15 protein-coding genes are annotated in these 21,818 nt (G+C 54.0%); 6 read left to right on the top strand and 9 right to left on the bottom strand.

The features are described from left to right. Nucleotides 1-73: 73 nt before the first annotated feature. Nucleotides 74-940 carry a MetQ/NlpA family ABC transporter substrate-binding protein gene (locus tag AB5Y73_RS04445; protein ID WP_234829644.1) on the bottom strand — a complete coding sequence of 289 codons (867 nt, stop codon included), beginning with the start codon at nt 938-940 and terminating at the stop codon, nt 74-76. 528 nt (nt 941-1,468) lie between these two features. On the opposite strand from AB5Y73_RS04445, the gene AB5Y73_RS04440 reads away from it, so the two are divergent. After that, nucleotides 1,469-3,343 carry a S8 family serine peptidase gene (locus AB5Y73_RS04440; protein ID WP_118853683.1) on the top strand — a complete coding sequence of 625 codons (1,875 nt, stop codon included), beginning with the start codon at nt 1,469-1,471 and terminating at the stop codon, nt 3,341-3,343. Between the two features lie 18 nt (nt 3,344-3,361). Beyond that, entirely contained in the window at nt 3,362-3,820 is a 459-nt protein-coding gene (locus tag AB5Y73_RS04435) for a hypothetical protein (protein ID WP_107684434.1), read from the top strand. A gap of 67 nt (nt 3,821-3,887) precedes the next feature. On the opposite strand, the gene ppsA is transcribed toward AB5Y73_RS04435, so the two are convergent. Continuing rightward, nucleotides 3,888-6,260, bottom strand: a complete 2,373-nt coding sequence (gene ppsA, locus AB5Y73_RS04430) for a phosphoenolpyruvate synthase (protein ID WP_118853682.1) — start codon at nt 6,258-6,260, stop codon at nt 3,888-3,890. A 347-nt stretch (nt 6,261-6,607) separates the two neighbouring features. On the opposite strand from ppsA, the gene AB5Y73_RS04425 reads away from it, so the two are divergent. After that, nucleotides 6,608-7,420, top strand: coding sequence for a pyruvate, water dikinase regulatory protein (locus tag AB5Y73_RS04425; protein ID WP_118853681.1), 813 nt, complete (start codon nt 6,608-6,610; stop codon nt 7,418-7,420). A gap of 239 nt (nt 7,421-7,659) precedes the next feature. Here the strand turns inward: AB5Y73_RS04425 and AB5Y73_RS04420 are convergent, their stop codons facing one another. Further along, on the bottom strand, nt 7,660-7,995 hold the full coding sequence (locus AB5Y73_RS04420) for a hypothetical protein (RefSeq protein WP_107684436.1): 336 nt from the start codon (nt 7,993-7,995) through the stop codon (nt 7,660-7,662). A 347-nt stretch (nt 7,996-8,342) separates the two neighbouring features. On the opposite strand from AB5Y73_RS04420, the gene AB5Y73_RS04415 reads away from it, so the two are divergent. Further along, on the top strand, nt 8,343-9,725 hold the full coding sequence (locus tag AB5Y73_RS04415; protein WP_005352966.1) for an amino acid permease: 1,383 nt from the start codon (nt 8,343-8,345) through the stop codon (nt 9,723-9,725). Between the two features lie 83 nt (nt 9,726-9,808). Here the strand turns inward: AB5Y73_RS04415 and AB5Y73_RS04410 are convergent, their stop codons facing one another. Then, nucleotides 9,809-10,519 carry an HAD family hydrolase gene (locus AB5Y73_RS04410; protein ID WP_107684437.1) on the bottom strand — a complete coding sequence of 237 codons (711 nt, stop codon included), beginning with the start codon at nt 10,517-10,519 and terminating at the stop codon, nt 9,809-9,811. 203 nt (nt 10,520-10,722) lie between these two features. Here AB5Y73_RS04410 and AB5Y73_RS04405 point away from each other — a divergent pair, with 203 nt between their 5' ends. After that, entirely contained in the window at nt 10,723-12,276 is a 1,554-nt protein-coding gene (locus AB5Y73_RS04405; RefSeq protein ID WP_100645568.1) for a PAS domain-containing methyl-accepting chemotaxis protein, read from the top strand. Between the two features lie 334 nt (nt 12,277-12,610). Here the strand turns inward: AB5Y73_RS04405 and AB5Y73_RS04400 are convergent, their stop codons facing one another. Together AB5Y73_RS04400 and AB5Y73_RS04395 are read right to left on the bottom strand one after the other, a co-directional pair. Beyond that, on the bottom strand, nt 12,611-15,922 hold the full coding sequence (locus tag AB5Y73_RS04400) for an SEL1-like repeat protein (RefSeq protein WP_368147325.1): 3,312 nt from the start codon (nt 15,920-15,922) through the stop codon (nt 12,611-12,613). A gap of 809 nt (nt 15,923-16,731) precedes the next feature. Then, a complete protein-coding gene (locus tag AB5Y73_RS04395; RefSeq protein ID WP_107684439.1) occupies nt 16,732-17,562 on the bottom strand; it encodes a hypothetical protein in 831 nt (276 codons plus the stop codon). A gap of 420 nt (nt 17,563-17,982) precedes the next feature. On the opposite strand from AB5Y73_RS04395, the gene AB5Y73_RS04390 reads away from it, so the two are divergent. Next, a complete protein-coding gene (locus AB5Y73_RS04390; RefSeq protein WP_337464701.1) occupies nt 17,983-18,486 on the top strand; it encodes an antitoxin Xre/MbcA/ParS toxin-binding domain-containing protein in 504 nt (167 codons plus the stop codon). A gap of 182 nt (nt 18,487-18,668) precedes the next feature. Here the strand turns inward: AB5Y73_RS04390 and AB5Y73_RS04385 are convergent, their stop codons facing one another. Genes AB5Y73_RS04385 through AB5Y73_RS04375 form a run of 3 tightly spaced genes read right to left on the bottom strand, consistent with a single transcriptional unit; the run spans nt 18,669 to nt 21,635 of the window. Then, nucleotides 18,669-18,968, bottom strand: coding sequence for a hypothetical protein (locus AB5Y73_RS04385; protein WP_017784509.1), 300 nt, complete (start codon nt 18,966-18,968; stop codon nt 18,669-18,671). A 60-nt stretch (nt 18,969-19,028) separates the two neighbouring features. Beyond that, nucleotides 19,029-21,185 (bottom strand): TnsD family Tn7-like transposition protein, encoded by a 2,157-nt coding sequence (locus tag AB5Y73_RS04380; protein WP_240037428.1) that lies wholly within the window; start codon nt 21,183-21,185, stop codon nt 19,029-19,031. A gap of 18 nt (nt 21,186-21,203) precedes the next feature. Continuing rightward, entirely contained in the window at nt 21,204-21,635 is a 432-nt protein-coding gene (locus AB5Y73_RS04375) for a hypothetical protein (RefSeq protein WP_139731383.1), read from the bottom strand. Nucleotides 21,636-21,818: the final 183 nt, after the last annotated feature.

Raw genomic sequence — 21,818 nt, 5'->3', positions numbered from 1 at the left:
TGGCTTGATACCATAAAAAACGCCCCGAATTCGGGGCGTTTTTCGTTGTATAGCCGGGCCACGTTCACGACAGTTAGCGACCCCACCCTTGCGGGTACTTGTAGCCGACGAAACGCTTGGCTGCATAGGCTTTGAAAGCCGCCGAGTTGTAGGCCGCCGCCACATCTTTGGCAAACGGCTGCTCCGCATCTGCGCTTTTCACCACCACCCAGTTGATGAAATCGTAGCTGCGCTCCAGAAACAGTCCTTCACTGAACGGGATACCGCTGGAGGCAGCAAAATTACCGTTGATCACCGAGAAGTCCACATCCTCCCGCGAGCGGGGCAACTGCGCGGCTTCCAGCAGTACCAGCTTGAGATTGTGCGGATTGTTCACCACATCAAACTCGCTCGCTTTTAGCGGGTTTATCCCCTCCTTGAGAGTGAGCCAACCAAGATCCTGCAGCATCAACAGCGCCCGCGCCTGATTGGTGGGATCGTTGGGGATGGCCACCGTGCTCCCCTCTTTCACCTTGTCGAGTGCTGCCAACTTGCCAGAATAAAGTCCCATCGGACCGGTTGGCACCTGGGTAATGGGCGCCAGCGACAAGCCGCGATCTTTGGCAAAACTCTCCAGATAGGGTTTGTGCTGGAAGCAGTTCACATCCAGTGATCCGTCAGCCAGAGCAATATTGGGGGTCACATAGTCGGTGAACTCCACCAGCTTGACCTTATACCCCTTGGCCTCCAGCTGCGGCTTGATGGAGTCGGTGACCATGTCGGCAAAATCCCCCACCGTAGTACCAATCACAATCTCCTGTTTGGTCGGCAAGGACGCATTGGCGGCAACCGCGGAAAAAGAGAGGCTCCCGACCGCTATCGCGGCAATAAAGGTGCTGACGCCAGCAGTGGCGCGCAAGGAAGCAGTAAAAAGAGAAGATAAGAAGGAACGAAACGGCATAGGGACTCCCTGTCAGGTACGCATCAAGCTATGGGACTGCGGCGGGGGTTGCCCCCAGAGGCAACGCCTCTCACATCGCGGCAATCCAGCCATCTAAACGGCCATGACGATTACCATAACAGAGCTATCCACCGCAGCCAAGCAATAAACAGCTGGCCCCCCCCCGCCATATCGCCCTTGCAGTGCCTGCCACCCGCCTATCCGCACTCACGTTGGCACACACAACCATGCCGCTCACGTTCAAGAGCGCACGACCTCCCCTCGGGATTGCCCCGAATCGAGATGGCTGCGGCGAAGGAGAGTCACGAGAGAGTGAATTACAGATAAAAAGATCAGTAGCGAGCGGTGAGAACCATTCTCAATAGAACACATAACCAGTGTCATTGGAATACCTACCACAAACTGAATCGGATTTCTTTGAACCTCATTGCGTTTTTTGAAAATGGCTCTTTTTGAACCCCTGTCACCCGTGTATAGATTTCCGTCGCACTCAGGATGAGTGCGATCCAAGATGGAGTTAAAAAAATAATGAAGCAAACATCGTTAGCACTGGCGATCACAGCACTGCTGTCGACCCTGCCCAGTGCGCTCGTTCAGGCAAATGAAGGTTGTGCGCCGCTCACCGGCAAGGAGAGCGGCATGGATATCGGACGCAGCAGCACCGAGCGCTGCCTGCCAGGAGCCAATCCCCTGCAGGATCAGCAGTGGTATCTGCTCAACAGCGGCCAGGATGGATTCAGCGCCCGTGGCGGTATAGCGGGCAATGATCTCAACCTCTGGTGGGCTCATCGCACAGGCGTGCTGGGCCAGGGGGTCAATGTGGCCGTGGTGGATGATGGTCTGGCCATCGCCCACCCGGATCTGGCGGAGAACGTGCGCCCGGGGTCGAGAAACGTGGTAACCGGCAGCGATGACCCGACACCGACCGATCCGGATACGGCCCACGGCACCTCGGTCTCCGGCATCATTGCGGCGGTAGACAACGCCATCGGTACCAAGGGGATTGCCCCGCGAGCCCAGTTGCAGGGGTTCAACCTGCTGGATGAGAACAGCCAGCAGTTGCAGAAAGATTGGCTCTACGCCCTTGGCGACAGCGATGCCAGCCGCGACAACCGGGTGTTCAACCAGAGCTACGGCATGAGTGTGGTGGATCCCCGCTCTGCCAACTCTCTGGATCAATCCCAGCTTGATCGCCTGTTTGAACAGCAGACCCTCAAGGCGCAGGGCGCGGCCTATATCAAGGCCGCCGGCAACGGCTTCAACAAGATAGCGGCGGGCGGCTATGTGCTTAACCGCACCGGCAATGGTCCCAAATTGCCGTTTGAAAACAGCAACCTCGATCCCTCCAACAGCAACTTCTGGAACCTGGTGGTGAGCGCGCTCAACGCCGATGGCGTCAGATCCTCCTACTCCAGCGTCGGCAGCAACATCTTCCTGAGCGCGACCGGCGGCGAATACGGTACCGACGCTCCGGCGATGGTGACCACGGATCTGCCCGGCTGCGACATGGGTTACAACCGCACCGACGATCCCAGCACCAACCGACTGCACGGCAACCCGCAACTGGATGCCAGCTGCGACTACAACGGTGTGATGAACGGCACCTCCTCCGCCACCCCCAGCACCTCCGGCGCCATGGCGCTGCTGATGTCCGCCTACCCGGATCTGTCGGTACGTGACCTGCGGGATCTGCTGGCGCGCAGCGCAACCCGGGTCGATGCCACACAGAAACCTGTGATGGTCAGCTACACCAGCAGCACCGGCAAGGTGCGTGATGTGAAAGGGCTGGAAGGGTGGGAGCGCAATGCCGCCGGCATGTGGTTCAGCCCGACTTACGGTTTCGGTCTGATCGACGTCAACAAGGCGCTTGAGCTGGCAGCCAATCACCAGCCCCTCCCCCCGCTGGTACAGCTGCCATGGCAGAAGATCAATGTCAGCGGCAGTGCCGCCGCCATTGCGGATGTGGGCAACAGCCCGACCAGCTCAACAACCCGCATCGCGACACCATTGACGGTAGAAGCGGTTCAGGTGATGGTGAGTCTGGATCATCAGCGTCTGCCCGATCTGCTGATCGAACTGGTCTCCCCCGCCGGCACCCGCAGCATCCTGCTGAGCCCCTTCAACAGCCTAGTCGGCCAATCTCTCGACCAGCAGCAACTGGGCTTTGTGCGAACCAAGGGATTGCGCGACATGCGGATGCTATCCAACAAGTTCTACGGCGAATCGGCGCAAGGCACATGGCGACTGGAAGTGACCGACGTTGCCAACGGTACCCGTCAGGTCTCTCTGCTCAATCGCGAGACCCGTGAGCGTACCACCCTGACCGAGCGCAACAATCGCCAACCGGGCAAGCTGATCTCATGGTCCCTGCGGGTCCTGGGTCACGATGCCAACCGCAGCTAACACGCTAGGAGTATTACCATGAACAAACCTGTTACCTTGCTTCTGGCAACCCTGCTGGCCCCCCTCTCGGGACAGCTCTGCGCCGAGGAGTCCGTCACCATGGATGGCAAGCAGTACAGCACCATAGAGGTGAACGGCCAGACCTACCTCATTCCTGACAACGGCAGCAAGAAGCGGGTCGCCCGCAGCCTTGACAGCAAGGTCCCGCAACAGACCCTGCGCCGCGGTGACGTGTTGATGCAAGGGGCCGCCAGCCCCGAGCTCACCGTCAGCGGCACCCTGCTGGTGGAAGCTGACGATGCCACCGCCAAGGCGCTGGCGACTCGCCACGGCTTGAACTTCAAGCAGAGCAGCGGCGGCATAGCCCTGCTGGAGGCCAAATCGGGCACCGATCTCAACGCCATCGCCACCAAGCTCAAGAGCGAAGGGGTGAATGTGCAGATCGAGCTGTCGGGGGCCGAACAGCAGCCGAAATAGGTCGCGACACACAGATAACAAAGGGGGCCATCATGGCCCCCTTTCTGCTGCTCATTTTGACAGTGACTTACTTGGCGCCATGCTGCTCCGCCAGATAGAGCCAGGTATCGACCACGGTATCGGGGTTGAGCGACACCGAGTCGATCCCCTGCTCCACCAGCCAGGCAGCGAAGTCCGGGTGATCGGATGGGCCCTGACCGCAGATCCCCACGTACTTGCCCGCCTTGCGCGCAGCCTGAATAGCCATCGCCAGCAGCGCCTTGACCGCCTCGTTACGCTCGTCGAACAGATGGGCGATGAGCCCGGAATCCCGATCCAGCCCAAGGGTGAGCTGGGTCATGTCGTTGGAACCGATGGAGAAGCCATCCACGTGCTCGAGGAACTTGTCTGCCAAGAGGGCGTTGCTCGGGATCTCGCACATCATGATCACCTTGAGCCCCCGCTCGCCGCGGCGCAGACCGTTCTCGGCCAGGATGTCGATCACCTGCTCCGCCTCGCCCACGGTACGCACGAAGGGGATCATCACCTCGACGTTGGTCAACCCCATCACATCGCGCACCCGCTTGATCGCCTCGCACTCGAGGGCAAAGCAGGGGCGGAAGCTGTCGGCAATGTAGCGGGACGCACCACGAAAACCGATCATCGGGTTCTCCTCGTGGGGCTCGTAGCCACGACCGCCCACCAGATTGGCGTACTCGTTGGACTTGAAGTCCGACATCCGCACGATCACCCGCTCCGGCCAGAACGCGGCCCCCAGAGTGGCGATCCCCTCGGTCAGCTTGGCCACGTAGAACTCCCGCGGGCTGTCGTAACCGGCGATCATCTTGCCGATGGTGGCCTTGAGCTCTGGGGTTTGCTGGTCAAACTCCAGCAGCGCCTTGGGGTGCACCCCGATCATCCGGTTGATGATGAATTCAAGGCGTGCCAGTCCTACCCCGGCATTGGGCAACTGGGCAAAGTCGAAAGCGCGGTCCGGGTTGCCGACGTTCATCATGATCTTGATGGGCAGGCGCGGCATATTGCCCACCTCGGTCACCGCCACGTCGAAGTCCAGCTCGCCGTCATAGATAAAACCGGTATCCCCTTCCGCGCAGGAGACGGTGATCCGCTGGCCCGGCTGAATATGATCGGTAGCGTTGCCACAGCCCACCACTGCCGGAATGCCCAGCTCGCGGGCGATAATGGCGGCGTGACAGGTGCGCCCCCCCCGGTTGGTGACGATGGCGGAGGCCCGCTTCATGATGGGCTCCCAGTCCGGGTCGGTCATGTCGGTCACCAGCACATCGCCGGGCTGCACTTCGTCCATCTGGCTGATGGAAGAGATGACCCGCGCCGGGCCCGCGCCAATCTTGTGGCCGATGGCTCGTCCCTCGATCAGCACCTTGCCCGCTTGCTTGAGGGCAAAACGCTCGAGGGTGTTGGCCTCCTGACGGCTGCGCACGGTTTCCGGGCGGGCCTGCACGATGTAGAGTTGGCCATCCTGACCATCCTTGGCCCACTCGATGTCCATCGGGCGGCCATAGTGCTGCTCGATGATGAGGGCCTGTTTCGCCAGCGCCATCACCTCCTCATCGCTGATGCAGAAGCGGCTGCGCTCGGCCTCATTGGTGTCGACAATCTTCACCTGGCGGCCGTGACCGGCATCGTCCGAGTAGGTCATCTTGATAAGCTTGGAGCCGAGGGTCTTGCGCACCACCGCCGGGCGCCCCCCCTTGAGGGTCGGCTTGTGCACATAGAATTCATCCGGGTTGACCGCGCCCTGCACCACCATCTCGCCAAGACCATGGGCGCCGGTGATAAAGACCACGTCGTTGAAACCGGACTCGGTATCCAGAGTAAACATGACGCCGGAGGCGGCGAGATCCGAGCGCACCATCCGCTGCACCCCGGCCGAGAGGGCAACACCCTTGTGGTCGTAGCCCTGATGCACCCGATAGGAGATGGCGCGATCGTTGAACAGGGAGGCAAACACATGCTTGACCGCCGTCATGACGGCATCGATGCCACGTACGTTGAGGAAGGTCTCCTGCTGACCGGCAAAGGAGGCGTCCGGCATATCCTCGGCGGTGGCGGAGGAGCGCACCGCAAACGAGGCCTCGACACCGGCACTCAACTTTTCATATGCAACCCGGATAGCCTGCTCCAGCTCGGGCTGGAACGGGGCTTCGATCACCCAGTCACGGATCTGCTGACCGGCCCGGTTGAGGGCGGCGATATCGTCCACGTCCAGATTGTCGAGCAGATGGTGGATCTTGCCGTTGAGGCCGCTTGACTCCAGAAACTCGTTAAACGCAAAGGCGGTGGTAGCAAAGCCCCCCGGCACGGATACGCCGGCGCCAGAGAGGTTGCTGATCATCTCGCCAAGGGATGCGTTCTTGCCGCCAACTCGTTCTACGTCCTGCATTCCGAGTTGTTCGTACCAGAGCACGTACTGTTGCACTTGGATGTCTCCAGGTTGGTGGGCACCGATGCCATAGCACCTCGTGCGCCCGATTTAATCGATGAGGTTATGGGTAAGTCAGGTGCGTTATTGTCTGTTTCTTTTGTTGCCAACGACCATGAAAACGTTTTCTACTGGTTTTCAAAAAAATCCCCGAGCAAGAGTTGGGGATGGTCGAATGACCGGAACATTCTACAATGGCGACACAAAAAGATAACGATTCAGGTTTGCAAGCCACTTCACAACTTGGGCACAGCAGGCCGGTTGACAAAACTGGTATGGTTTCGGGAGATACTTCTCACCCCTTACCCCATGCGACCCCACCCGCGGTATCACAGGAGCCCTACGTGCACACCGTATTTTATGTTTCAGACGGCACCGCCATCACCGCCGAAGTGTTCGGCCACGCGGTACTGAGCCAGTTTCCGCTGGCCTTCGAGCAGATCACTATCCCCTTTGTGGAGACACTGGAGAAAGCCCGTCAGGTACGGATGCGGATCGACGAGCAGTTCCGCCAGACCGGGGTACGCCCCATCCTGTTTCACACCATCGTCGACCCGCAGGTACGGGAAGAGGTGCTCAAATCGGAAGCGTGCGGCCACGACTTTCTCAACACCTTCGTCAGCCCGCTGGAGCAGGAGCTGGGGGTAAAAGCCGAGCCCCGCCTCCACCGCACCCACGGTATGGAGAACCGCAAGCTCTATGACGATCGCATCGAGGCGGTCAACTTCGCACTGGCCAACGACGATGGCATCACCACCAGGGAGTACGATGAGGCGGACATCATCCTGATCGGGGTCTCCCGCTGCGGCAAGACCCCCACCAGCCTCTATCTGGCGCTGCAGTTCGGCATTCGCGCCGCCAACTACCCCTTTATCGAGCAGGACATGGGGATGCTGGAGCTGCCGGCCCCCCTCAAGGCCAACCGTCACAAGCTGTTTGGCCTCACCATAGCGCCGCAGCGGCTGCACGAGATCCGTAACCAGCGCCGAGCCAACAGCCGCTACTCCTCCATCGAACAGTGCGAACAGGAGCTGGCCTGCGTGGAGAGGCTGTTTCGCCAGGAGGCGATCCGCTTCCTCGATACCAGCTCCCACTCGGTGGAGGAGATCAGCGCCAAGGTCCTCGAGGCAACCGGTCTGCGCCGCCAGCTCTGTTAAGCCAGCTTGACAGCTATCGGCATCAACAAAAGATAAAAATTACAGTGTCGCGGCGAAAGTCAGCTGTGGCGAACTGCAATCCACATAGATGACAGTGAAAAGCGTGGATAAAAAAGGGATAAGCACCACAAATGCTTATCCCTCTTCTTGTCGACCTTGCCGTTGTGCCCTTGTCACCTGCTGCCAGTTAGCCGCTATTCGATTCCGTTCTGCTGCGCTCGGCAAACAGCCTGCGTTAACTAACGATTGAGCTCAGGGTTGTTCATCAACCGGGCATAGAAGGCCAGCAAACCGTGGCGCTGGCGAACCCGCTCCGCCAGCCAGCCGCCAACGAGCGCCCCCGTCACCCCGCCAATCAGCAACAGCGACTGCCAGTAGTGCAGCAACTCCTGATCACCGAGTAACAGCCAACCCAGCAACATAATCGCGGCCACCAGCAACAACAGCGGACTGGCAGCAATCCCTAACCAGAGCGCCACCAACACTCCCCCGCCAACCCCTTGTTGCAGCACGCTTTCGCGCTCTCTGTACTCCAACTCCCTGCACTCTTCCTTGCACTCCCGCTTGTTTGGCATCATTTGCATCCATTTGTGGCTTGGCACCACAAAAGCACACCAACAAGACAAAATGTCAACAAAACAGAATTCAATTGCACAAACATCAACCAAAAACTACCAAGAAGCCTCTTCAAATCATGAAAAAGCTGCCTTTGGTACAAAATACGGCCATTAGAGATGGAAAATAGGTGCATTCATGGCGGATTATCACTATTCTGCTTCGGTTGCCAGCCAACACTAAAAATTGAAAATGGCATGGCGTAACGAAATAAATACAGCTTTCGTCAGGTTTTGGCTACGCACTGCGGCCTGCTCAGGATGAGCCCAACACCGACCAGAGACAACAGAGACGTAAGGACAGACCCATGGATTTGAAACAAGACGGTGAGGAGCTGAAACGCGGCCTTAAAAACCGCCACATTCAGTTGATTGCTTTGGGCGGCGCCATCGGCACCGGCCTCTTTCTGGGCATTGCCCAAACCATCAAGATGGCAGGCCCCTCAGTCCTGCTGGGTTATGCCATCGGCGGCTTTATCGCCTTCCTGATCATGCGCCAGCTCGGTGAAATGGTGGTGGAAGAGCCGGTAGCCGGCTCCTTCAGCCACTTTGCCTACAAATACTGGGGTGAGTTTGCCGGTTTCGCGTCCGGCTGGAACTACTGGGTGCTCTACGTGCTGGTGAGCATGGCCGAGCTGACCGCGGTGGGCATCTATGTCCAGTACTGGTGGCCCGAGATCCCGACCTGGATGTCGGCCGCCTTCTTCTTCGTGCTGATCAACGCCATCAATCTCTCCAACGTCAAAGCGTTTGGCGAAATGGAGTTCTGGTTCGCCATCATCAAGGTGGTCGCCATCATCGGCATGATTGGCTTTGGCGGCTATCTGCTCCTCTCCGGTGCCGGCGGACCCGAGGCGAGCGTCACCAACCTGTGGGCTCAGGGCGGTTTCTTCCCCAACGGCATCAGCGGTCTGGTGATGGCCATGGCGGTGATCATGTTCTCCTTCGGCGGTCTGGAGCTGGTGGGCATTACCGCCGCCGAAGCGGACAACCCCGAGAAGAGCATTCCCAAGGCCACCAATCAGGTGATCTACCGCATCCTAATCTTCTACATCGGTGCTCTGGCTATCCTGATGTCCCTCTACCCTTGGGGTAAAGTGGTGGAAGGCGGCAGCCCGTTCGTGATGATTTTCCACGCTCTGGACAGCAATCTGGTCGCCACCGTACTCAACATCGTGGTGCTGACGGCGGCACTGTCGGTCTACAACAGCTGCGTCTACTGCAACAGCCGGATGCTGTTCGGTCTGGCCAAACAGGGCAACGGCCCGAAAGCCCTGCTCAAGACCAACAAGAGCGGCGTGCCACTGGTTGCCCTCTCGGTCTCGGCCATCGCCACCCTGCTCTGCGTGCTGATCAACTACCTGATGCCGGGCAAGGCGTTCGGCCTGCTGATGGCGCTGGTGGTCTCCGCACTGGTGATCAACTGGGCGATGATCAGCCTCGCGCACCTCAAGTTCCGCAAGGCCAAGGTCGCAGAAGGCGTCCAGCCCAAGTTCAAGGCGTTCTGGTATCCCTTCGGCAACTACCTCTGCCTCGCGTTCATGGCTGGTATCCTGGTGATCATGTACATGACCCCCGATTTCCGCATCTCAGTCGAACTGATCCCCGCCTGGCTGGTGGTACTGGGCATTGGCTTTGTCATCAAGCGCAAAGGACAAGCCCAAAGCAAGGTCGCAGCCAATCTGGGTTAATGCCCGCAGCTGAGAAAAACAATGCAAAACGCCGATCGCATGATCGGCGTTTGTCTATTCCGTATGGCAATCTGCAACCGGCGTTACAGATATTGCCCGACGATGGGGAGCAGATCCTCGACGTCACGGGCGATATGGTCGGGTTGGTGTTCCCAGCGCTCCGGGGTCGCGCGGCTATAGGCGACAGCCACCGAGATCACACGGCTCTGCTCGCCAAGCGCCGCTTGCAAATGACGGGCAAACTGCACATCTGCTTCATGGTCACCGATATAGATCAGCGACTGGCACCTGGCTGGGCCGAAGATAGACTCCAGACATTTGAGGCCACCGTAAGGATGGGGTTTTTGCTGCTGTCCGGGCACGTCATCATAGCCGATCACAGCCTTGAACAAGCTGTTCACGCCATGCTGCTCCAGTACCCGGCGAATGTTCTTTTGGGAGTTCTGCGAACAAATTCCGTGGGGAATGGCAGAGAAATGGTCAATCACCGCCTCCAGCCCCGCAAAAAAACGCACCTCGGTCCGGTTCATCTCCTGATGCTTGGCCCACAGACTGCCAGCCAGCACCATCTCGTCCCGCGACAAACCGTAGTAATCCATATAGAGCGCCTGCCAGTTTTTGGCGGCGTGATTGACATGGTGATACTCCGCTTCGCTGCGCAGATAGCGCGGCAGATACTCTCCGGTCAGATGGGGGGCGACCTCAGCCAGGATCTGCTTGGTGATATCGATATTCTTCGGCACCGAATTGACCAGAGTACCGTCATAATCCCATAAAATCGCATCCAACTTCATTGCGTTACCTGTCTCGCTGCACAGCCATAAGTCACGCCATGTTACTTGGCTTGCCTCTCCTCGCCAAACCGCGCTGTAAAAATGTGAGACCCATCCCGTCCCCACGCAGTAGCACAAGAGTTAATGTGCAACAACACAATAAATGAACATCCTCTGCCATACTCAGACGAAGTATTCCGTTACGCCGAAACCGGAGTCTGATCATGGTAACCAGCTCGCTTCACACCACAGATACCGAGGTTGAATTTGCCGACGATATCCAGTTGGTATCGACGACCGATCTCAAAGGGGACATTACCTACGCCAATCCGGCGTTTTGTCAGGTGGCAGGCTATCGCCTGGAAGAGATGTTGGGGCAACATCACAATCTGGTGCGCCACCCCGACATGCCCAAGGCAGCGTTTGCCGATCTCTGGGCCCACCTGCAGGCGGGCAAACCATGGCGGGGCATGGTAAAAAACCGCTGCAAAGATGGTCGCTATTATTGGGTTGATGCCTATGTCACCCCGATTTATGAAGATGGCAAGATGGTGGGTTACCAATCCGTCCGCTGCCGCCCCGCCGCAGAGCACAAAGCGCGTGCCAGCCAGATGTACAAAACCCTTAAAGCCCGTGAAACCGGCTCTGCCATTCACATGGGCCTGCGTCAACTCACGCCGGCCATGATGACCATCCCCCTGCTGCTCGTCAGCGTGATCAGCGCGCTCTGGCTGATCTCACCGCTGCAGGCGCTCTGGGTAATCATACCCCTCTTGGCAACAATCTGGTTCAATCGCCACCCTCTCTTCCTAACGCCGCGATTCTTGCAGCAGCTCGAGCAGGATTACGACAGCATCAGCCGCCTTATCTTCTCGGGGGATGCCCCCCACAGCATCGCCGATTTCCATATCAAACTCGGGCAAGCGAAGATCCGTACCGTACTCGGCCGGGTGGATGACACCACGGCTTCGCTCAATGCCATGGCCAATGACCTGCGCGGCTCCGCCTCGCTGGCCAGCCAGGATATCTCTTCGCAAGACACGCAGATCCAGCAGATTGCCACCGCCGTCACCCAGATGGCCTCGGCCGCCGAGGAGATCAACCGCAATATTCAAGACAGCAACAGCCAGATCGAAGAGGCCCGCAGCCACTGCATCACCACCAGCACCCAGCTTTCGGAAGCAGGAGAAGAGATGTCGGCGCTGGCCACCCAGGCAGAGCAGGCCTTCCAGTCAGCCGTTGAGCTGGCGAGCGAATCCGAGCGGATCGGCACCATCATGAGCGAAATTCGCGGCATTGCAGATCAAACCAACCTGCTGGCGCTTAATGCCTCCATCGAAGCCGCACGGGCAGGCGATCAGGGGCGCGGCTTTGCAGTGGTGGCGGACGAGGTTCGCAGCCTGTCGACCAGAACCCACAAGGCGACAGAGCAGATCCAGAACAGCATTGGCCATATCCAGCAAACCCTGGGGGGATGGAAAGAGATGATGCATCTCAATGTGACCAGAACCAACGCCTGCCTCGCCACTACCCGGGCAAGTACCGGCAACCTGAATCAGGTTGTGGTCGAGATAGACAAGGTCTCTGATTTTTCCAACCAGATCACCGCCGCGGCCACCGAGCAACAAGCGGTCATCGAGGAGATCAGTCGCAATATCAACCAGATATCCTCGCTCTCTCACGATAACAGTCTCAAAATCGATCAAGTGAGTGAAACCAGTGCCAACTTGCAGAGCAAAGCGAGCCAGCTCAAGGACTTAAGCCGGACGTTCGGATAGCAGCATGCAGATAAAGTCCATGTAAACGAAGGGCCACCCGTCTGGGTGGCCCTGTTGTTTATACGGCTTAACTGTTGCACCTAAACTGATCACAACCATTTAAGTTGGAAACTCTCTGGTCAAAAAATTCAATATCTTAGCGATTCCCAATATGACAATTAAGTTGGAAACTCAATAGCAATCCTCCACCAGCTCAACGAACAAGCAGGACATTGAAGTTGGAAACCGAGCACTGCATGGCGTGATACAGTTTGTGAAATTTTATTACAAATAAGGGCGGTCGTTTAACGTAACCGCCCCTTATGTACAGTGCTCTTACTGATCGCCCTGTCGGTTACGACTGGGATGAGTGCTGCTGAATATAGCGGTCGGCCAGCGCCTGCGCCTCTGCCAGTTCGGCTAGTGTTAATTGTTTGGCAGCACGATCGCGGGACTTAACAGCCTTGTCGCCATAACCGCTGGCCGCAGCGACCGAGAACCAGGCATATGCCTGCTTGACGTCCTGTGGCACCCCTTGGGCATGGTAATACATCACCCCTAGGTTGAATTGCGCTTCGGCATACCCTTGCTCAGCCGCCTTACAGTACCAAACCAAGGCTTGGGCATCGTCCTGCACCACTCCTTGGCCATTGGCGTACGACACACCAAGGTTGTACTGCGCATCGGCATATCCTTGCTCGGCCGCCTTGCGGTACCAAGCCACGGCCTGGGTATAGTCCTGCGCCACCCCTCGACCATTGTCGTACGACACTCCAAGGTTATACTGCGCACTGGCATTACCTTGCTCGGCGGCCTTGCGGTACCAGGCCACGGCCTGGGCATCGTCCTGTGGCATCCCTTGGCCCTCGTCGTACATCACGCCAAGATTGAACTGCGCATCAGCATCTCCTTGCTCGGCGGCCTTGCGATACCAGGCTGCGGCCTGGGCATAGTTCTGTGGTACCCCTTGGCCCTCATCGTACATCATGCCGAGGTTGTACTGCGCAATGGCATGCCCTTGCTCGGCCGCCTTGCGGTACCAGACTACGGCCAGAGCATCATCCTGCTCCACCCCTTGACCCTCATTGTACATCCAGCCGAGCTTTGCCTGCGCCATGGCAGCCCCTTGTTCAGCCATCTCAATGATTATTTCCCGTGCACCATCATGCCCATTTTTGGCTATTTCCCCGAGAGCGTTTAGGGCATGGGTATTACCTTGCTTTACCATCTTATAGATGGCGTCCAATGCATTGGCATTGCCTTGCTCGAACGCCTTGTGGTACCAGACGACCGCCTTCTTGTCATTCTGTACCACCCCTCGACCATCATCGTACATTCTGGCAAGGTGGTACTGCGCCTCCGCATGGCCTTGCTCGGCAGCCTTGCGGTACCAGGCTGCCGCCTGCTTGTCATTCTGAACTATCCCTCGGCCATAGGAGTACATCGTACCGAGTAGGAACCGCGCCTCCGCATGACCTTTCTCGGCTGCCTTTCGGTACCAGGCCGCTGCCTGTTTGTCATCCTGTGTAACCCCTCGGCCCGTGGCGTATATTCCGCCGAGTAGAAACTGTGCCTCCACATGAGCTCGCTCGGCCGCTTTGTGATACCAGAGCGCCGCCTCCTTGTCATTCTGGGCGATCCCTCGGCCATAGGTGTACATAATACCGAGTAGGAACCGTGCCTCCACATGGCCTTGCTCGGCCGCCTTGCTGTACCAGGTCACAGCCTGCTGGCCATCCTGTGCTACCCCTCGGCCCTCAGAGTACATCCTGGCTAGGTCGCACTGTGCCTCAGCATGGTCTTGCTTGGCTGCCTTGCTGTACCAGGCCACAGCTTGCTCATGATCCTGCGCCACCCCTTCGCCATTGGCGTACATCCCGGCGAGGTTGTACTGCGCCTCTGCATGATCTTGCTCAGCCGCCTTACGGTACCAAGCCACGGCCTGGGTATCGTCCTGCGCCACCCCTTGGCCATTAGCGTACATCACGCCGAGGTTGTTCTGCGCACCAGCATGCCCATGCTCTACCGCCTTGTGGTACCAGACTATCGCTTGTTTATAATCCCTATTAACCCCGTTGCCCTCATCGTACATCCTAGCTAGGCAGTACTGCGCTTCCACATGACCTTGCTCGGCCGCTTTACGGTACCAGGCCCACGCCAGCGTGTGATTCTGAGCTATCCCTCGGCCATTGGTGTACATCATGCCGAGCTTAAATTGAGCTTTTACATGGCCTCGTTCGGCCGCCTCGTGGTACCACGCCGCAGCTTGTCTGTCATCCTGTGCAACCCCTCGGCCAGTGTCGTACATCCAGCCAAGTAGGAACGGCGCCTCCACATGACCTTGCTCGGCAGCCTTGCTGTACCAGGTCACTGCCTGCTGAAAATCCAGTGCAACCCCTTGGCCAGTGGCATACATTCCGCCGAGTTGAAATTGAACCTCCATATGCCCTTGTTCAGCCATCTCGATAATTATTTTTTGTGCACCATCATTCCCAGCTTTGGCCATTTCGCTAAGAATGTTCAAAGCATGGGTATTACCTTGTTTTACCATCTTATCGATTGCGTTAAACGCCATGGCATTGCCTTGCTCGGCCGCTTTGCGATACCAAAAAATGGCCTGTTCATCATTCTCTTCCACCCCATTACCTCTAAAATACATTTCTGCGAGTCGTAATTGCGCATACGCATGCCCTTGGCTTGCCGCTTTTAGCAGCCAATTGAAAACCCATTGTGCGCGGCTATTTTGTATAGAACTATTATCCCAATACATCATGCCGCGAACATACTGTGCCTCTGCATGGCCTTGCTCAGCCATCACAGTGATGATTTCATGTGCCCCCTTATGTCCATTTTTTGCTATATTGCAGAGAGCACTAAAGGCATGGTGATCACCTTGCTTTGCCGTCTTAACGATTATTTCCAATGCATCAGCATTGCCTTGCATGGCAGCCTTGCAGAACCATGCCAAGGCTTCATGAGCATCTTGTTTCACTACATGACCAAGACTATACATTTGGCCGAGACGGTATTGTGCTTTGGCATTTTCTCGCTTGGCTGCTTCGATATACCAAGTCATGGCTTGATCATTATCTTGTGCTGCACCTTGGCCAAGTTCGTACATCTCGCCTAATGCGTACATCGCATTGGTATTTCCTTGACTAGCCGATTTATGATACCAAGCCTCTGCGTGCTCATCATTTTGTGCTACCCCATGGCCATATTTGTACATCTCACCAAGTCGGAACTGCGCTCCAGCGATCCCTTGATCGGCAGCTTTTCGGTACCATGTTACGGCTTGTTCATAATTTTGCTCCGTCCCTTGGCCACGGCTATACATCCGGCCTAAGGCGTATTGTGCATCAGCATGGCCTTGATCGGCAGCCTTACTGTACCAATCCACGGCTCGTTCATACTCTTGTTTAAGATCGTGAGCTAGCATCACCGTACTTCCGAGATAAAACCCCATACCGCTATGCCATTGCTCGTGCAATTTCCCGAGGCGATACTGCGCATCAGCATACCCATTGATGGCTGCCTTGCGGTACCATGCTAAAGCTTGCTCATAATCTCTTTCTTCCCCATTTTCGTATATCTCCCCCAATGCGAACTGAGCACTGGCAACACCTAACTCAGCTTCTAGCTCTAATTTTCCCAGATCCATATTCATCTATTTTATCCTTGTAAATATTTAACACTGGGCCACCCACACAATCGACCACATATTCACATCTTATATTTTAAAATCACACTACGCCATAAAATGGTTGCTCGCTAGCAAGAATGTAAAAGTAATAAAAATATTTTACGTGATTTACATCACAATACAAAATGTAGTAGTTCAATAATTTTGGTAATGTTTGTAGATCGAGTTAACTATGCTACGCCAATAGATATACCACTCAACATCAGTAGCAAACTCCAATCCATTAGTTGACTCCATGAGTTTCCTGAGCGGTGGTCCAGGCAGTTTTGATTTCTCGCCAACGAACAACGCACTGAGGGGTAATTGATTAGCAGTAATGTCGATATGATATCGAGTACATAGCTCTGTACTAAGTTCCCGACGGAGTTGGTTAAGTTTGATCTCGTCATTTATTTTTACTTCAATGTAAGGAGGGTGTTCGTTCTCCACACCTAGGAATATATTTCTCACCACGGTGTTTAAATTAACTAGCGTACCGCTCTTCGCGGCATGATTTAAAGTGGCGTAAAGTACACATGGTTTCAACATTTCATATCCTTTAGGAGTAATTTTTTCGTAAAAAATATCCGGGGATATCCCCAATCATTAAAAACTCTTTACCCAGCAAACTAAATACTAGAGATAAAAACACAGGATTTTATTAATTGAATAATGCAATTAAATAACATCGCCAATGCTAACAAAAGCAACAATTGTGCTGATAATGCAGGATGATTAATTAGAGACTTGCGATCATTCCAATCTTTAATATAAGACATCTCGTCACGAGCTAGTTATAGTAGTAACTCCACAGGCAAAGACAGGATCTCCGTTACGGCTCGTCGGACACACTCATCCTTATCACTTGCCAGTTTGAGCAGAACCTGAGTTGGCAACATGGGGTTGTAGATAAGGGCCTTGCGAACATATTTATCCTCATCAGACGCCAGCTCTGCCATCAGCTCTACAGGCAGTCTAAGATTGCTAGCTGCTGCCATACGAATTAGCGGTCTGTCATCAGACACCAAGCTGGCTAACTCATCGGATGGCAGGGAATGGTTGCTCGCTACCGCAGCCAAGATTCTAACTTCATCATGCCTTGCCAAGCTCAATATCCGAGCCAACAAACTAGGCGGGATCATGGGATTACAGGCAACTCCAGCGCGAACCTCTTCCTCTGTATCACGAGCCAGCGTATCCAGCACGGTTGGCGGAGTATTAGGATTGCTGGCAACGCCACGACGAACATGCTTATCCACATCACAACCTAACATAGCTAGTGCCTTGGTCGGAGTTGAGCAATTCCTTGCCACAGTAGCGCGGGTTACTACATTTTTGTGTCTTGCGAGTGCTATGAGCATATCGGCTGGGAGGGCTGGGTTACTAGATGCAACCCCGCTTATCTCGTCATCATCGTCACTCGCTAGCTCAATGAGCACTTCGATTGGAGTCGCAGGATTGAGAGCTAGATAGTAGCGAACTTCCAACTCTTCATCAGTCGCCAACACAACCAACACCTCAGAAGCTGTTGTCGGGTCTCGGGCCATATTAGAGCGTTCGTAAACAGAGAGATTATTCAGAAAAAGCATATCTACCTCCTCATTTTTAGAAATTAACGTGTACATTTATAATCAACAAAATGAAGTCGACTTTGTCTAGTACGATTTTCGTCAACTGGTGTGTCTGTCAGAAAGCCCAAGTGTAGCGGTCACTTGGGGCTGGGGAAGTTGTGACATGATGGCGGATTGGGGAAACAACACCGATTGAAAGTTGATGCCTGTTTACAGGTGTGTAGGGCCTCGAATAGGTTGATTCGATTCGCAGCAATAGTGGCCTTAAAGGAAACATATTGAGTGAATATTGGTTTCCATATGGGGGTCAGCCTGCTGATTTGTGCTCGAGCCTAATGATAAATGATGGTTATAATTGGTCGGCAAGATCATAACAGACTGATTTTAATGGTGTTTTTTTTGTTGTGTCAATTTTGTAGCCAACGGCTTGCGAAATGCCCCAAACTAGATGATGACCCAATGAACTCCTGAGTGATGATTCGCATTGGGCTGCCATCAACAACCCCCAGACGGAGACGGAGGCGCAGACTCATCATGACTCATGTAGAGCAATCTCCCACAACCAGCAATCTATCTGTTCTAGAGTCGCTCGGTCTACCACGTAACTGGCTAGCAGCCCATCAGCACATAGTGTCTGGTGTATCTCCTGAGATCGTCGTCAAACTGAGCTCGCTATTGGGGTCTAATACCCGAACAATTTGCCAGATGATTGGCATTAGCCGAGACACACTGAATCGCCAAATCAAACGGGGCAATCGCTTATCGACAGCTCAGGGAGATCGCGTTTACTGGGCAGCCTTAGCAGTGGACGCAGCCATATCCCTACACCGGGGAGATACTGCTAAAACGATGAGATGGCTCACCCGCTCTGCGTGGGGATTAGGTGGTGAAAAACCGGCCGATGTGATTACTACGCCTATGGGAGCGCAGGCAGTTATCGATCTTGTCGGCCGGATTAGGCATGGCATCCCCTGTTGATTAACAGTTCATACGTGACCATAAAGCACCAACAATAGGCTCATTTGATGAGCCGATCACCCCGACCAATCGGCTCATTTGATGAGCCGATCACCTCGACCAATCGGCTCACTTGATGAGCCGATGACCTCGACCAATCGACTCACTTGATGAGCTGATCAACACAACCACTCAAATCGTGGTTAGATAAGCTCTCGATTGCCTTCAATTTTCCCAAATTGATCAGGGTCTGCGGGTTGATAATCATCCGAAAACATATTCATCAACCGATACTCCTGTCTCAGGTTGGCCAGCGCCCCAAAAAAGCAGCCTTCACATAGGTGTACCTGATATCGTTCACCATCGTGCTGCGAACCATAACCCCAGCAAGCTTCCAGCGTGCCGAATTCCTGCGTACCGAGCGATTTAGTAGTACTAGCACCACAGACATCGCACAAAATATCGACGACCTGTGTGGTAGGAACGATTGCTTCGACCTTCATGGCAATACTCCTCGTTGTGATGCCTGATATCAGAACCTGTATAGTTATCGACGGCGAGCATCAGGGCATAGGATGTTGAGCGGCATACGCCGCAACCAGCCGCACAGCCAATGCGTAACTGAGCGGTAGACGTGTTTTGTATTTCATCAGGCAGTCTGGCCTATCGACTGCCCGTTCCAGTGCAGATAGAGAGCTTGCCTGCTCGGCCAGCAGCCCCAGTTGCTCAGCCAGTTTCCTATCCCGTTCTTCCCAATCCACACTGGGATGGTGAACTGCTCGCTTGGCGGCAGGTAACTGTTGATACAACCAGGCACGATCATGTTTATAGAGCCAGGTGAAAGCCGTTCTGCACACCTGCTCGACAAAGCCTCGACTAGCATCAGCATGTTTTGCCAAATATGCAGCCACCGTTACACGGTGCTCACGGAGACGGTTAACCCTTCTCAAATGCCGTCGCCAGTCAGACAGCCCTTGGTGGCTCTGAATAATGGCTTCGACCGCCCCGACAGAAACGCCATGACTGTGCGCGATCTGCTGCCGTGATCCCCCCATGAACGCCTGACGCCATATTCCCCGCTCAACTTCAGCTGTAATGCGCTTGGCACGGTGATCAACCGGTTGATTGTGTCTCAGGGCGAGTTGCTTGATATAGCCGATGCTGTATCCGGTCTGGCAGGCAATCTGTCGCATGGAAACCCGCTTCACCAACAATGTCAGTATTGCTGTTTCTGATAGCTGTCCGTCGCTAGGCATAGTGGATTGTATCTGCACCGCAGCTGGGCTACTGATAGAAAAAAATTCCGCTGGGCTACGGCTTACAAACGCCATCATTTGCCTTGCTCTCCGTGGAGAAATTGCTTTAGCTAACTGGGCAGCTTGTAAAAGGTCATTGGCCTTTAACTCATCCCGATTATTCCAGCAATCTTCCACAAAAATGCTAAGAGACTCCCAGTCACCACCAAATATAGATAGATTGATCTCAAGAGTTTTAAGATCAGTCTGTTGCGACTTATACTGCTTCAATCGAACAATCTGTTCATGAGCACCGATTAAGTCTCCTTTTCTAAAAAGAGACCAAGCCCAATGGGCTTGCAGCCTCTCGCTTCTTTTTACAAGATCTATCTTATCTAATAAAAACTGATGAAGTTCAGCAAACCGCCCCAATAAACAGGCCGCATTACAGACTCTGATAGCATCAGTTTCCTGGCCTGTACGGTAAAAAAGATCTCGGCAGTATGAGTAGTATTTACTACCTCGATTTGTCCTTTCTAACAAATTAACCAAATGAGCAAGATCAGTTGTATCTTCACTTTGTTGATATTGACTTATAGCTAATGCAACTGGGTCAGCCCCCTTAACTGATTCGATGATATTTTGCAACTTTCTGACATCAGCATCTGACGCTCCAGAATTCCCGACCTTCTGTAAAAGCTGTTGTGCATCATCGACCAACCCTGACTTCGCTAATGCCTCTATCTCTAGCATACTAATTGCAATGGAATTAACGGCGGCTTCCATTTGAGTTCTGTGGCGGTTAATATAATCCACTGCTGCCGATATTGGCTGTTGTACCTGTGCCAATACAAATCTGGCTAAACCAAGAGTTGCATCATTCTCTGGACTTAGTGCTGTTTGTCTATTTACTTCCTTTTCTATCGCATCAAAATCGATTTCAATTCCAAAAGCAAATGCCAATGACAAATTCTCAAGTGTTTTCTGAGTGTAACTAACAAAGTAGCTCTCAAGTTCTGAAATTGCTTGTTCGTGTGTTTCACTGTTTCTAAGCTGTAACCACAGCACATATTTATCTGATATATTAGCGACATCTTCAGCACCGAGGTGCCTTGCCTGACCTGAACAATATTTGAATAGTTCGACAGCTCTATTTCTAAGCGCTGTCGATTCAGAATCATCTGCAAGTGGAAACTTATCTGCTGCTAAAGGAATAAAAGCCAACACGCTCTCGCGGAGTTCAACCGCCTTAATTGCATTTACCAAGAATGCAAACGCAGAAATCTGCGCCAGTGCTGGTGAAATATAAAATGATGCGTCGCCTATCGCCTGCGCCGAATCTAAAGCCTTTTCCCATTGATGCTCTATCAACAATGTAGAAACCAAAAAGACTTTGCCATCATTGTCTAAATCTTGAGAGCTTAATCCTGCACTTTCTAACCAGAGCAAAGCAGCGTCGTTTCCTTCTACTATTTTTTTAATCATAAAAAAGGCAGAATAATTTTAAGCCCCCCCTGCAAGCAAACCAGACGCCGCATCTACTCTGCTCAATTCAATAGCATCGATAAAGGCCTGTGCTATCGCAGCCTCCTCCGTTTGACACAATTTTTTAGAACATGATAGCCATTTTTTCGCTAGCTGAGCCCTTTCTCCTACACATAAGTATCTTGCAATTAGCGCTAGCGCCCTAGCTTTTACTTGAGGGATGCCGCCGGACAGCTCTCCATCAATAATGCTTTCTGCTAAAGCAATCGATTTCTCTTCCTTAGGAAAAGAACCGAAAAATCTCAGCAAGGTAATTTCGTGGGCAAGTTTTTCTATTCTTTCGTCTTGAAGATGCTGAGCGGTAAATCCGGCCCCCCTCATCTGATCAACTATCAAATCCGCTGTTTGTTTGGGATGATTTTTAACGGTATCCAGTAGCTTTTTTTTCACTTTCCTGGCGCATTGATTTAATTTGAAGCCACACTTCAATAAAATAAATAAAAATACTTAGACCAATTAACACCCACCCGGTTATAAACATTGGAGTTGATATTGGTCCACTATATGGTTACTCAAAAGCCAATTTAAAATATCTAGCCATAAAGGAGTGTTGAGAATGCCTACTCCTGCCAA

It is taken from the genome of Aeromonas sp. s7(2024) (assembly GCF_040907825.1).
GTDB lineage: Bacteria > Pseudomonadota > Gammaproteobacteria > Enterobacterales > Aeromonadaceae > Aeromonas > Aeromonas veronii.
The sequence above is the reverse complement of the archived record's forward strand: the minus strand, read 5'-3'. Positions and strand labels throughout refer to the sequence as shown.